Source organism: Porphyromonas sp. COT-052 OH4946, from assembly GCF_000765965.1.
Taxonomy (GTDB): Bacteria; Bacteroidota; Bacteroidia; order Bacteroidales; family Porphyromonadaceae; genus Porphyromonas; species Porphyromonas gulae.
This window is the reverse complement of sequence record NZ_JQZY01000009.1, coordinates 240,860-253,129: the sequence shown is the minus strand read 5'-3', so window position 1 is coordinate 253,129 and position 12,270 is coordinate 240,860. Positions and strand designations below refer to the sequence as shown.

The window sequence follows — 12,270 nt, the reverse complement described above, 5'->3', positions numbered from 1 at the left end:
CTTACGTCTATCGACGAATGAGGATGAGGAGAGGTATCTCTCCTTCTTCTCCATAGAGATAGCACTTGCCGTCTTTCATTTGGAAACGCCTAACCTCGGGAAGACGATCGAACAATGCCCTCTCATAAGCCATATTGTCACAGGCAGCAAGCGTGGACGTAACATCGCTGAGGCGTATCTTTCCTTCGGCTGAATTCAGAGCTTCAATATCCCCTCCATACATATTACAGATGCCTTTGCCCCCGAACCGTTTTTCGGAAAGATTAAATTCCAATGTCATTTTCAAATCTTCAGCCGAAGCATTGTCTTCTGATTCTGAAAGCTTCACCTCCCACTTACCGTCAAGATTCTCCTGATGTTCTTGGGTATTGTTTTTGACGCCACAAGCCGAAAAGATGGCGGCTATGACTAATGCTATAAGATACTGTCCTCTATTCATAATGTTGCTGTTATGGTTTAATCGATGGTTACATGCTCGGCCTCCACTTCTTCCCTGAGGAAAAGAGAAGCCAATTCTCCAAATTTGTCCGGACTCTCCGTCGTGTAATAGGACATTTTGCCGTCTTTATCAATGCGTCTGTCCATTTCGGGGTGGCGTCTGAGATAGTCCTTCAAAGAATGCGCCACGAGTTCGCCCTGTGCTATAAGCTTGATAGTAGGAGTAAGCAAACGTTTCATCTTGGGGCGCAATAGAGGATAGTGTGTACACGCCAATATAATCGTATCGATGGTATCGTCCTTGGCAATGATACTATCCAGATGCTTGCGGATGAAATAGTCAGCCCCCGGGCTATCGCTTTCACCCGTTTCTACGAGTGGCACCCACATCGGACAGGCCTCTTCAGTAACTGATATTTCGGGGAACAACTTCGCTATTTCAAGCTGGTAGCTATGCGAACTGACCGTACCCTGTGTAGCCAAAACTCCTACGTGCTTGGTGCGTGTAATCTCATCTACGGCTTCAACCGTAGGACGAATGATACCGAGCACACGACGAGTGGGATCCTCCATATTGGGCAGATCACGCTGCTGAATGGTTCGCAAGGCTTTGGCTGATGCCGTATTACAAGCGAGAATAACCAGCGGACAGCCGAGTTCGAAGAGCTTCCTCACTGCCTGAAGCGTGAATTTGTAGACCACTTCATAAGAGCGGTTGCCATAGGGAGAGCGGGCATTATCGCCCAAGTAAACAAAGTTATACTCCGGCATGAGTTTGCGGATCTCACTCAGGATGGTAAGTCCTCCATAACCGGAGTCGAATATGCCGATGGATGTGTTCATGTTGATGCTTTTACTGGAGGTAAAGGTACCAATAATTGGGCCACCAGTACATTCCACTCCGTTATTTTTTATCAGAAACGACCAGCGTAACGACACCTCCGTACGGAGTTTGGTGCTCGAAGCAAGTCTCAAGCTCATATAAGCCTGCATAAACCTGAGCACAGAGAATAGTACCCCCATGCGTGAAGATAGCTATATGCCCGAACGGCATGGCCGTTACTTCTTCCAGAAAATCGCTTACACGTTCCAGTTGCATGACGAAACTCTCGCCTCCCGTTGCAGGCGTTCGTAGATAATCCGCATAATAATCTTGTAGGCGAGGATCGTCTATATGGTCATATCGCTGCATCTCCCACGAACCGAAATTGATCTCCATCAGTCGTCCGTCTTGTATGGCATCAGGATAACCGCAAAAATGTGCCAAACGTGCACAGCGGCTGAGCGGACTCGTATAGACAGCATCGAAGTCCATGCCCGATAGCTGCCGGCGTACGACCTCGGCCTCTTCTTCAAAGGAAGCACGCAGGGGTACATCGGATTGCCCGTAGCATGTGCCGACAGGAACATCCGGAGTCGTGTGGCGGACGAGAGTAATCTGCATCTTACGATCCTATAATCCTATCCACAATAAGTATCCCTACCCAGAAAGACAGCTCGCACAAGAGGAAAGTAGCTCCGCAGCAATCCCCCGTATAGCCACCTATTTTCCACTTCATCAGGCTGTGCAACAGGAGAAATGCCAAAATCGGAAGCGAAACAGCCGGCCAATAAGAGAGTGGAAGAAAGAGGACTAAGGGCAAAGCTCCGGCAGCCAGTGAGATCATGAAGGTCAAGGCACCCATCGGACTGTATATGGCCTGCACCTTGCTGTCGCCTTCGGAACGGGCATACGGGAGTGTATTGATGAGTTGGGAGGCCACCATTTTGCACAGGGGATCACCCACAGCCAATGCAAGAAGCGTCAGGCTCGGCGGGAGAGAAGACAGAGAATAGATCCCTATCATGAAGTAAAAGATGAAGGAGAGAATACCATAGGTACCTACATGCGAATCTTTCATAATAGCCAAAATGCGCTCCTTGGTTCGTCCGGCCCCGAATCCATCGATAAAGTCCCCCAGCCCGTCCTCATGGAAAGCCCCGGTCAGGAGAATGCGCGAGAGCAATGCAAAAGAAACGGCAATAACAGCAGGAAGATCGATCAACAGACACAACCAATAGACCAAGGCCATCAGTCCTGCCGTGATCCACCCCACCAGACTCCAATAATCGGTGGCACGCTTAAAGGCCATATTGGGCACGCAGACTACGCGCCATAGCGGCAAACGTGTCAGCAACATGAATGCCGCCAATACGCGCTGGTATGCTTTAGTCTGCTCTTTCCCCATACACTTTCAGAAGTATTTGGTTACTGCTGCTTGAGCAAATGTATGCATTTCGTTGATCATGCTGACGGCCGATACGATGATAGGATATGAGCATACCGCTCCGGAGCCTTCACCCAAGCGAAGTCCCAAGTTCAGGAGAGGCTTGGCCTGCATATACTTCAGCAAGCGAGCATGCCCGGCTTCATCGCCGCAATGTCCGAATACAGCATAGTCGCGGACTTCGGGATAGAATTGCGATGCCGCGAGGAGACAATTGGTCATGATGAATCCGTCCACGATGATCAGCATCCCTAACTCTGCCGCCTGAAGCATTCCCCCGACGGCCATGAGCATCTCCAGCCCCCCGAAATAAGTGACGATGTCCTCGGCCGATCCATTGCCGGTATAGTTTTCCTTGGCACGTCGCAGGACGTTGTACTTATGTCTGACTCCCTCCGAATCCAATCCGCTGCCGGCACCCACACAATCCTTCAGGTCGATTCCCGTGAAGAAGCTCATCCACATGGAAGAGGTAGAAGTATTGGCCACGCCCATCTCACCGAAGCTCACCACATTGCAGCCTCGGTGGTGACAGTCGCGAACGACTTCCGCTCCGGCTGTCACAGCTTGCTCCATCTCTTCTTCGGTCAGTGCCGCTTCGTACAGGTAGTTCCGCGTACCTTTCCGCACCTTACGATCGATGATATCCAATCCTTCGGGAAAATCGAAGTCAATACCTCCATCCACCAGCACCAGTTCGAATCCATGCTGACGGCACAGGAAGTTGATACCGGCACCGCCACCCAGAAAATTATTGATTACCTGCCAAGTGACTTCCTTGGGAGAAAAACTGACACCTTCGTCCGCAATGCCATGATCGGCAGCAAAGATTATGTTGTGAGGATTATGAAGCTGCGGAGAGAGGGTTTGCTGTATAAGCCCTATCTGTAGGGCAAGTTCTTCGAGCATCCCCAACGAACCTTTAGGCTTCGCGAGGTTGTTGATCCGATCGATCAGGTCTTGGCGAATTGCTTGATCGGGGCGTTTGATATTGAATGTTTTCATCCGGCAGTATCGTTTCCTTTCCTTATTAAATTATTCTCGGCAGACACAGCTTTTTAGTCTCCTTTGATGACCATGGGAATGCCGCTGATCATCAAGACTACACGATCGGCTCGCGCAGCTACATACTGATTGAGCCGTCCCAGCAGATCGGCAAAATGTCTCTGGACAGTATTCTCCGCCACTCCGCCCAGTCCGATCTCGTTGGTAACGAAGATGAACGTACCCGAATACGATGTGAAGGAGTCGAACTCCGCACAGAGAGCCGCATATGCAAGCTCCACATCGGAGTCGTTGTCAAAGAAAAAATTGGTAGCCCACAGCGTCAGACAATCGATCAGGGTCACTTCGCCCTGCGGATCGTGGCGGCTCAGCACCTTCTCTTCCTCTATATTGATCCACTCCGAGCCACGTCTCTCACGGTGCACAGCCACACGCCGAGCGAACTCATCATCCCAAATCCGCGCCGTAGCCAAATAGATAGGATGAGCAGAGAGCGCAAGTGCCATCTGCTCGGAATAGAGACTTTTGCCTGAGCGTTGTCCGCCGGTAATGAGGATGATTCTCCGATCATTTGTCGATTTTTGGCTCATATCTCTGTCCGAAAATAGTTTCGTAATAAGAACAAAAGTAAAGTATATGGTTCAAACTTGCTGACCCAGTCGATTGCCCGATGGATATAGATTGGCGAGACTGACAGGAAAATCGGCGGAGTGCTCTGTGCCAACGCTGGATTTCTGCAATAAGATAGGAAGACACAGATAGACGCATCTTCTATTTCGAAGGAGTCTGGGAAAAATAGATTTACGAACCAAAAATGATGAAATTGTCGTTCCTAAAAACAGAAAAAGTCAGGCGTATTTTTTTTCGTTTTGGTTCGAAAAAAAATAATTTTCCGAACCAAAACAAAAACTTTCTCACGCCACGTTTTGCAGACTGCAAAACGAGAAAATTCCGGAACCACACAACCGAATAGAACTTCCTTCCCCCACACTATTAAGCTACAATTGGTCATCAGAGAGATCCATTACACTTGTGATTGGAATTTGGACACCAAGAAAGAAATTTGAATATCCCCCCTTTCGAATGCTTCTTGCTAAATTTGCCTTAGTGCTGCACTTATAACCGGAATCTGCATATGGATAAAATACCATACTGCAATATAATTCATCATTCGACGACATCGTCCGATATATAGAAAACGATGATGCCAAAGAACAAATCGAAGTTTGGTTTGCTCGCGAACTGCAAACGATATCGGGTTATGCCCGTTGGGAGAATTTTCTCATTGCCATACATCGGGCGGTCACTTCCTGCAAGTCGCAGGGTATCAACGTGGATGACCATTTTCGTGAGGTCACGAAAATGGTCGAATTATATCCTTGCTATCTTATAGCCCAAAACGGAGATCCGAAGAAAGAAGAAATTGCCTTTGCTCAAAGCTATTTTGCCTTACAGACACGGAAAGCGGAGTTAATAGAAGAGCGACTGAACGTACTTTCTGGCTTGGAGACTCGCGATAAATTGAGAGCAGCAGAAAAACAATTGTCACAAAACATTTACGAACGAGGTGTCGATGACAAAGGTTCCGGGCACATACGCTCCAAAGGCGACACGGCTCTTTTCGGAGGGCATACCACAGAGGATATGAAAAACGGTTGGGCGTGAAATCCAATGGACCATTGGCGGACTTTCTACTCACTCTTACCATTGCGGCCAAGAACCTTGCCACGAAGATGACCAACTACAACGTAGAGAATAAAGACTTGCATGGAGAACCATCCATTACCCGGGAGCACATACAAAATAATCAGAGTGTGCGTGCTATGTTGGGAGATCGTGGCATCAAACGGGAAGAATTGCCGCAGGCCGAGGACATCAAGAAGGTCGAACGCAAGGTTGTCCAAGATGAGAAAAAGATAGAACAAGCCTCGCAAAAACTTCCGAACAGCAAGAAATAAAAAGACGATAAACTAATTGAACTTCATTAGAAAACAAATCTTAATGACCAATCAGGCATAAAAGTGACAAAGGCTCCCCCGGTCGCCATCTTCGTCAATGGATCGAAGTTATAGTCGAGCGAAGCTCGTTGAACAATGTTTCGGGCGGAAAGATTATCTTTGCTCCCATTCTTATAGATACTCTGTTAGCGAAGTTGAAATTTATGAGTCGCAGATTTGCCGAATACGAGAGCTTGGATTTGTCCCGTGTCAATGAGGAGGTGTTGGCCGATTGGATGCAACACCGTCTTTTTGAAGAAAGTCTGAAAAGTCGCGAGGGTGCCCCCTCGTTCGTTTTTTATGAGGGACCTCCCTCTGCCAATGGGATGCCCGGCATCCACCACGTAATGGCTCGTGCCATCAAGGACACTATTTGTCGCTACAAGACGATGAAAGGTTTCCGAGTGGACAGGAAAGCCGGCTGGGATACTCACGGCCTGCCCGTAGAGCTGGGAGTGGAAAAAAGTCTGGGCATAACGAAAGAGGACATCGGCAAATCGATCTCCGTGGAGGAGTACAATGCTGCCTGCCGGCGCGATGTGATGAAGTTCACCAAAGAGTGGGAAGACCTCACGCACAAGATGGGCTACTGGGTAGATATGGAGCACCCCTACATCACGTACGACAACCGCTATATCGAGACGCTTTGGTGGCTACTGGCCGAGCTATACAAGAAAGGCCTGCTCTACAAAGGCTATACGATCCAGCCCTATTCGCCTGCAGCAGGTACCGGTCTGAGCACGCACGAGCTGAATCAGCCGGGTTGCTATCGCGATGTGAAAGATACGACCTGCGTAGCCCAGTTCAAGATCGTGGATCCTAAGCCGGAAATGCAGTTGCACGGCGATGCCTTCTTCCTTGCATGGACTACCACGCCGTGGACACTTCCCTCCAATACAGCCCTTTGCGTGGGACCTGAAATCGAGTACTTGGCTGTACAGACATTCAATCCTTATAACGGTATTCCCATCACAGTCGTATTGGGCAAGCCACTACTCCACACCCTCTTCAACCCGAAGGGCGAATGCGAGGAGATACCCGCTTCTTACGATCCGGCGCAGAAGCTGCTCCCCTACAAGGTGATTGCATCATGGAAAGGGAAGGAGTTGGAAGGTATGCGGTACGAACAGCTGATACCGTGGGTGAATCCGGGCGAAGGTGCTTTCCGGGTGATCACGGGCGATTTCGTGACTACGGAAGACGGTACCGGCATCGTGCACATAGCACCTACGTTCGGTGCGGACGACGACCGCGTGGCCAAGAAAAACGGCGTACCTCCCTTGATGCTTCGTGACAAAGAGGGGAATATGCGCCCTATGGTGGATCTGGCCGGCCGCTATTTCCCAACGACGGATTTGGATCCTGTCTTTGTAGAGAAGCACATGGATCTGCCTCTCTATGACGTATATGCCGGCCGCTACGTGAAGAATGCGTACGATGCCGGAAAGACGGAGAAAGACGAGACTCTCGACGTCGAACTCTGCGTGATGCTGAAGATGCAGAATCGCGTTTTCCGCATCGAAAAGATGACACACAACTACCCACACTGTTGGAGGACGGACAAGCCCGTTCTTTACTATCCGCTCGATAGCTGGTTTATCCGCACGACAGCCTGCAAAGAGGAGATGATAGCCAACAATGGTAAGATATATTGGAAACCCGAAAGCACCGGCACGGGACGCTTCGGCAAATGGCTGGAGAATCTTCAAGATTGGAACCTTTCTCGCAGTCGCTACTGGGGAACACCATTGCCCATTTGGCGCACGGAGGATGGTTCCGAAGAGATCTGTATCGGCTCGGTCGAAGAGCTATACAACGAGATCGAGAAGGCCGTCAAAGCCGGTATGATGGAGCGTAATCCCTGGGCCGGCTTCAAGCCCGGTGTCTACACTGAGGAGAACTATGCCAAGATCGATCTGCACAGGCCTTTCGTGGACGACATCACGCTCTGCTCACCTTCGGGTCAGCCCATGCACCGCGAACTGGATTTGATCGATGTGTGGTTCGACTCAGGGGCTATGCCTTATGCCCAGATGCACTATCCTTTCGAGAATCGCGAGCGAGTGGAGGACGGTTCCGTCTTCCCGGCCGACTTCATAGCCGAAGGGGTGGATCAGACGCGTGGATGGTTCTTCACCCTTCACGCCATAGCCACGATGATATCGGGAACGAGTTCGTTCAAAGCTGTAGTATCCAACGGTTTGGTACTGGACAAGAAAGGCAATAAGATGAGCAAGCGTCTCGGCAATGCCGTAGATCCTTTCGAAACCATCAAGAAATACGGTTCTGATCCTCTTCGCTGGTATATGATCACCAATTCTTCACCGTGGGACAATCTCAAATTCGACACGGACGGAGTGGAAGAGGTACGGAGGAAATTCTTCGGCACCTTATATAATACGTATCAGTTCTTTGCCCTCTATGCCAATTTGGACGGCTTTACGGGAACAGAGGAGCATGTACCTTTCAGCAAAAGACCGGAGATAGACCGCTGGATACTTTCCGAACTGAACACATTGATCCGCGAGGTGGACGAGCAACTGACCGACTACGAGCCGACGCGTGCCGGTCGTGCTATCAGCGATTTTGTCTCTGAGAATCTGAGCAACTGGTATGTGCGTCTCAGCCGCCGTCGCTTCTGGGCAGGAGATATGACCGAAGATAAGCTCTCAGCCTACCAGACGCTTTATACCTGCTTGCTTACCGTGGCCCGGCTGATGGCTCCGATCAGTCCTTTCTATGCTGACCGACTGTACCGAGATCTGACGGGCAAAGACGAAAGCGTGCACTTGGCACTCTTCCCTCAGCCGGATCAAAGTCAGGTGGACAGAGCACTGGAGCAAAGCATGCAAATGGCTCAGCATATTTCGTCTATGGTACTGGCACTTCGCCGCAGAGTGAATCTGAAAGTACGTCAGCCATTGGCTGCACTGATGATACCGCCTATAGACGATGAGCAGCGCAGGTGTATCGAATCCGTGCAGCCGCTGATCCTTAGTGAAGTGAATGTGAAGGAGCTTCGGTTTGTGGATGACAGCATGGGTATTCTGGTAAAACGAATCAAACCCGACTTCAAGCGACTCGGCCCACGCTACGGCAAAGTAATGAAGGCTTTGGCAGAAGCTGTAACGGCTATGACGCAGGAAGAGATACGCTCTCTCGAGAAGGCCGGCACTTTCCGGATGGAAGTGGCAGGGACTTCGGTAGAGCTTGAATTGGCCGATGTGGAGATCGTCTCGGAAGATATTCCGGGATGGCTCGTAGCCAACGAAGGCAATCTGACCGTAGCCCTCGATATTACAGTGACGGATGAGCTTCGCTCCGAAGGATTGGCTCGCGAACTTGTGAATCGTGTGCAGAATATCCGCAAGCAAAGCGGTTTCGAAGTGTCGGACAAGGTGGATGTCCTCCTCTTGTCTAACGATATTATGGATAAAGTGGTGGCAGAACACCATGACTATATCGCCCAACAAATCCAGGCCGAATCGTTGGAAATCAGCGACGCTGTCAGCGATGGAGCGGAGCTGGATTTCGATGATTTTGTCCTTAGCATACAAGTTGTTAAACATCAGGGATAGAGTTCCGAGGCAGAGATGAATTTTCTATCTGCCGAGAATCCGTCCCGCTAACGATTATTTAGATACAAATGGTAGAAAAAACACGCTACACCGACGAGGAGTTGGAAGAATTCAAGCAAATAATTCTGGCCAAATTGGATCAGGCTCGCAAGGACTACGAGCAGTTGCGTGCGGGCGTCAGCAATTCAGAGGGTAATGATGTGTCGGATACCTCTCCTACGTTCAAGGTACTGGAGGAGGGTGCAGCCACACTGTCGAAAGAGGAATCCGGACGTTTGGCACAGCGACTGATGAAGTTTATCCAGAACTTGCAGGCTGCTCTGATACGTATCGAGAATAAGACTTACGGTGTTTGCCGCGAAACGGGCAAACTTATTCCCAAAGAACGACTTCGCGCCGTACCTCATGCTACGCTGAGCATAGAGGCCAAAATGAACGAGAAGAAATAGTAGATGGCTTCTTTTCTCTCCCGTCTGTCTCAGGGAAAAGTAGTCGCAGCTCTCATTGTCTTGCTTCTGGTCGTAGATCAGGTGATCAAGATATGGGTGAAGACGACTATGGTACTGGGGCAGTCGCACGTTGTCGCCCCGTGGTTTCTGATTCATTTCGTCGAAAACCCGGGGATGGCTTTCGGAATAGAGTTGGGGAGCAAACTCTTCCTGAGTCTCTTTCGCATCGTTGCCATGGGCTTTTGTATCTATTTATTAGCCAAATTGGTACGAAAGCGAGAGCATACACTCGCATTTCTCTCTTGTTTGTCTCTGATCATCGCCGGCGGTATCGGGAATATTATCGATTCTATTTTCTATGGAGTCATCTTTTCCGACAGCCACGGCCAGATTGCACAGCTATTTCCTTCAGGAGGTGGCTATGAGACGTGGTTTCACGGTCGAGTAGTGGATATGTTTTACTTCCCTTTGATAGAGGGAGTCTTTCCTTCGTGGCTTCCTTTCTGGGGTGGCGAAGATTTTGTCTTTTTCCATCCGGTCTTCAACTTTGCCGATTCCTGCATTTCCGTCGGGTTGATACTGCTGCTGGCGTGTTATCCGCGTACGTTGAGCGTCCTACTCGATGGGAAAAAGACGCGAGCTGACGGTGCCACTGACGATTCCGAGCCAACCAAAAGCGAATGAGACGTTTGCACGTCATATTGATTGTCGGCTTGGCCTCCCTTGCACTACTGGGAGGCTGTAGCCGAAACGACTATAAAAAGATCCCCAAAAAGCGATTGAGAGATCTGATGGTCGAGCTTTATGTGGCTGATGGTTACTTCGCCAATATATATGATCCGACCTTGACCGACAGCGTTCGTGAAGCCGTTTACACCAATCTGTTTGCCAAGTACGGCACCACTCGCAGGGATTACGACAGCACGCTGATATGGTATGGCCGCCATGATTTGGAAGAATATATCACCATCTGCCAAAGCGTTCGGGACGAACTGGAAAAGCAGCGAATCGATCTGGACAAGCAGATTACGATGGAGCGTGAGAAGAAAGGGATGGCTATGCTCGATGGTTCCTTCTACGAGTTGGATTCGATCAATATGCTGGCCGGAGATAGTGCCTGCTTCTACCGACCGGATATACCATTCCTGAACAGGTCTTTCGTCATCACACCAGGTACAGCTTATAACGGAGGCACCCGATTGGAATTTGTTACGAGGCTGAGAGGTCTACAGCTTCGTCCTAATGCAACGATGGAGATGTACCTCCAATTGGTTTGCACCGACAATACCATCCTTACGGTCAGCCGACCTGTGAATCCGGGGATAAACATGCTGACGACTTCGGTGCCGGACTCTGCAAGCGTGAGCCGTGTCTACGGCTATTTGCGAGGTCTCCCCGATTCGACGGGAATCATGTCGTCAAGTCCGTTCGTTATCGACAGTTTTTCCCTTCGCAAGTTCGAACACTAGCTTTCTTTCCTTCTGGCGCAGTTCCTCTGCGTCTGCTTACAATCCGACCAACGGCTTCAGTGAAACCGGAAGCTTCCTGTCCAAGAACTTGGACAGGTAGAGTGGTATGAACAAACCGGCTATGAAACTGACTGCAATGGCTCCATTGATCATCATGGTGTTCAGCTCATAGCGGTCATAAAGGACTATTCTCAATGCGACCAGAACGAACCAGGAAAAAATGAATATGGGATAGCTGTACAACCCTATACCGTGAAGCAATGGAGCGGGCATCACCTTGTCTCCGATTTTTACCGATACACCATAAAGTACAACGATGAAGAGGGTATAATATGTCCAGTTCAACACCCCCAAGAACGACGACTGCTCGGGCATAAAGAAACGAGAGAAAAGTACCACATGGAAGGCGATAAGCAGAATTACCGATACCCATCGGGAAACTATATGATCGGAATAGCGGTATAGCACCATACCCAGGACAAAGTAGTGAAGATTGTTAAGGGCTGCTATAATACAGAAAGGATCATCCTCGAATGCCACAGGGACGTATTCGGTGATTATATACAGAAGGCAGGCGATGAGGTAAGCCCCGAAAATCTTCGGGCCCTCCATCCACTTCCGAGGATAAAAAACAATCAGGCAAAAGAGACTGAACAAGCAGGGCAAAAACCACAGAAAGCGAATAGCATTCGTTGCCGGAAAAAGAAAGCTGCTGACATATCCGGAGAGGGAGGCCTCCATCGGATGGTATGTGTAGGCACTCAGTAGGACTTTAGGCAGGAACGCCACCGTCCCCATGAAGAAGTATGGAAGGAGCAGACGCTTGGCTTTTTTTCTGATCACCTGAAAAGCGGTTTTCCCGACCCTCTTTCTTTCTCCCAAAGCCCACAGAAAACCGGAAATAAAAAAGAAGAGGGGAACTCTCATATAGAAATGCTCTATGTAGAAAGGGAACCACGACGGTAAGTTGTCCAGCTGGCGAGGAGCTGCATGGCACAACACGAGAGAGGTAACAGCTACGAGTTGGAGAAAGAGTATGTCGAGACGATCGGATTTTCTCATAAGGA

12 protein-coding genes and 1 pseudogene are annotated in these 12,270 nt (G+C 49.6%); 6 read left to right on the top strand and 7 right to left on the bottom strand.

Features of this window, described 5'->3' with window-relative positions:
• Positions 1–7 precede the first annotated feature (7 nt).
• The 6 genes from HQ50_RS03425 to HQ50_RS03400 all read right to left on the bottom strand — a co-directional run bounded on the left by HQ50_RS03425 (position 8) and on the right by HQ50_RS03400 (position 4,300).
• A complete protein-coding gene (locus tag HQ50_RS03425) occupies positions 8–439 on the bottom strand; it encodes an META domain-containing protein (RefSeq protein WP_018965579.1) in 432 nt (143 codons plus the stop codon).
• A gap of 17 nt (positions 440–456) precedes the next feature.
• Positions 457–1,281 carry a glutamate racemase gene (gene murI / locus HQ50_RS03420; RefSeq protein WP_018965580.1) on the bottom strand — a complete coding sequence of 275 codons (825 nt, stop codon included), beginning with the start codon at positions 1,279–1,281 and terminating at the stop codon, positions 457–459.
• 61 nt (positions 1,282–1,342) lie between these two features.
• Positions 1,343–1,882, bottom strand: a complete 540-nt coding sequence (gene cobC / locus HQ50_RS03415; RefSeq protein WP_039428273.1) for an alpha-ribazole phosphatase — start codon at positions 1,880–1,882, stop codon at positions 1,343–1,345.
• 1 nt (position 1,883) lies between these two features.
• On the bottom strand, positions 1,884–2,666 hold the full coding sequence (locus HQ50_RS03410; protein ID WP_039422411.1) for an adenosylcobinamide-GDP ribazoletransferase: 783 nt from the start codon (positions 2,664–2,666) through the stop codon (positions 1,884–1,886).
• A 6-nt stretch (positions 2,667–2,672) separates the two neighbouring features.
• Positions 2,673–3,710 carry a nicotinate-nucleotide--dimethylbenzimidazole phosphoribosyltransferase gene (cobT, locus tag HQ50_RS03405; RefSeq protein ID WP_039428271.1) on the bottom strand — a complete coding sequence of 346 codons (1,038 nt, stop codon included), beginning with the start codon at positions 3,708–3,710 and terminating at the stop codon, positions 2,673–2,675.
• Between the two features lie 53 nt (positions 3,711–3,763).
• Complete coding sequence (locus HQ50_RS03400; RefSeq protein WP_039428269.1) at positions 3,764–4,300, bottom strand: bifunctional adenosylcobinamide kinase/adenosylcobinamide-phosphate guanylyltransferase; 537 nt, start codon at positions 4,298–4,300, stop codon at positions 3,764–3,766.
• A gap of 279 nt (positions 4,301–4,579) precedes the next feature.
• Between HQ50_RS03400 and HQ50_RS12510 the strand changes: the two genes are divergently transcribed.
• The 6 genes and pseudogenes from HQ50_RS12510 to HQ50_RS03375 all read left to right on the top strand — a co-directional run bounded on the left by HQ50_RS12510 (position 4,580) and on the right by HQ50_RS03375 (position 11,203).
• Entirely contained in the window at positions 4,580–4,777 is a 198-nt protein-coding gene (locus HQ50_RS12510) for a DUF1661 domain-containing protein (RefSeq protein ID WP_152566856.1), read from the top strand.
• Between the two features lie 82 nt (positions 4,778–4,859).
• A pseudogene (dinD, locus tag HQ50_RS03395) lies at positions 4,860–5,668 on the top strand (DNA damage-inducible protein D).
• 203 nt (positions 5,669–5,871) lie between these two features.
• Positions 5,872–9,285, top strand: coding sequence for an isoleucine--tRNA ligase (ileS, locus tag HQ50_RS03390; RefSeq protein ID WP_039428623.1), 3,414 nt, complete (start codon positions 5,872–5,874; stop codon positions 9,283–9,285).
• 68 nt (positions 9,286–9,353) lie between these two features.
• Entirely contained in the window at positions 9,354–9,734 is a 381-nt protein-coding gene (locus HQ50_RS03385; RefSeq protein WP_004584055.1) for a TraR/DksA C4-type zinc finger protein, read from the top strand.
• Positions 9,735–9,737: 3 nt separating this feature from the next.
• Positions 9,738–10,418: a lipoprotein signal peptidase gene (locus tag HQ50_RS03380; RefSeq protein WP_039428267.1), complete on the top strand. Its 681-nt coding sequence runs from the start codon at positions 9,738–9,740 to the stop codon at positions 10,416–10,418.
• A complete protein-coding gene (locus HQ50_RS03375; RefSeq protein ID WP_039428266.1) occupies positions 10,415–11,203 on the top strand; it encodes a DUF4296 domain-containing protein in 789 nt (262 codons plus the stop codon). Before HQ50_RS03380 ends, HQ50_RS03375 begins: the two co-directional genes overlap by 4 nt.
• A 36-nt stretch (positions 11,204–11,239) precedes the next feature.
• On the opposite strand, the gene HQ50_RS03370 is transcribed toward HQ50_RS03375, so the two are convergent.
• On the bottom strand, positions 11,240–12,265 hold the full coding sequence (locus HQ50_RS03370; protein ID WP_039419068.1) for an acyltransferase: 1,026 nt from the start codon (positions 12,263–12,265) through the stop codon (positions 11,240–11,242).
• Positions 12,266–12,270: the final 5 nt, after the last annotated feature.

Excerpts from the sequence above, each read along its gene's own strand:
- cobC (WP_039428273.1), bottom strand. The coding sequence starts at position 1,882 with ATGCAGATTACTCTCGTCCGCCACACGACTCCGGATGTTCCTGTCGGC.
- HQ50_RS03385 (WP_004584055.1), top strand. The coding sequence starts at position 9,354 with ATGGTAGAAAAAACACGCTACACCGACGAGGAGTTGGAAGAATTCAAG.
- HQ50_RS03375 (WP_039428266.1), top strand. The coding sequence starts at position 10,415 with ATGAGACGTTTGCACGTCATATTGATTGTCGGCTTGGCCTCCCTTGCA.
- murI (WP_018965580.1), bottom strand. The coding sequence starts at position 1,281 with ATGAACACATCCATCGGCATATTCGACTCCGGTTATGGAGGACTTACC.
- HQ50_RS03425 (WP_018965579.1), bottom strand. The coding sequence starts at position 439 with ATGAATAGAGGACAGTATCTTATAGCATTAGTCATAGCCGCCATCTTT.
- HQ50_RS03380 (WP_039428267.1), top strand. The coding sequence starts at position 9,738 with ATGGCTTCTTTTCTCTCCCGTCTGTCTCAGGGAAAAGTAGTCGCAGCT.
- HQ50_RS03370 (WP_039419068.1), bottom strand. The coding sequence starts at position 12,265 with ATGAGAAAATCCGATCGTCTCGACATACTCTTTCTCCAACTCGTAGCT.
- ileS (WP_039428623.1), top strand. The coding sequence starts at position 5,872 with ATGAGTCGCAGATTTGCCGAATACGAGAGCTTGGATTTGTCCCGTGTC.
- HQ50_RS03400 (WP_039428269.1), bottom strand. The coding sequence starts at position 4,300 with ATGAGCCAAAAATCGACAAATGATCGGAGAATCATCCTCATTACCGGC.
- HQ50_RS03410 (WP_039422411.1), bottom strand. The coding sequence starts at position 2,666 with ATGGGGAAAGAGCAGACTAAAGCATACCAGCGCGTATTGGCGGCATTC.
- cobT (WP_039428271.1), bottom strand. The coding sequence starts at position 3,710 with ATGAAAACATTCAATATCAAACGCCCCGATCAAGCAATTCGCCAAGAC.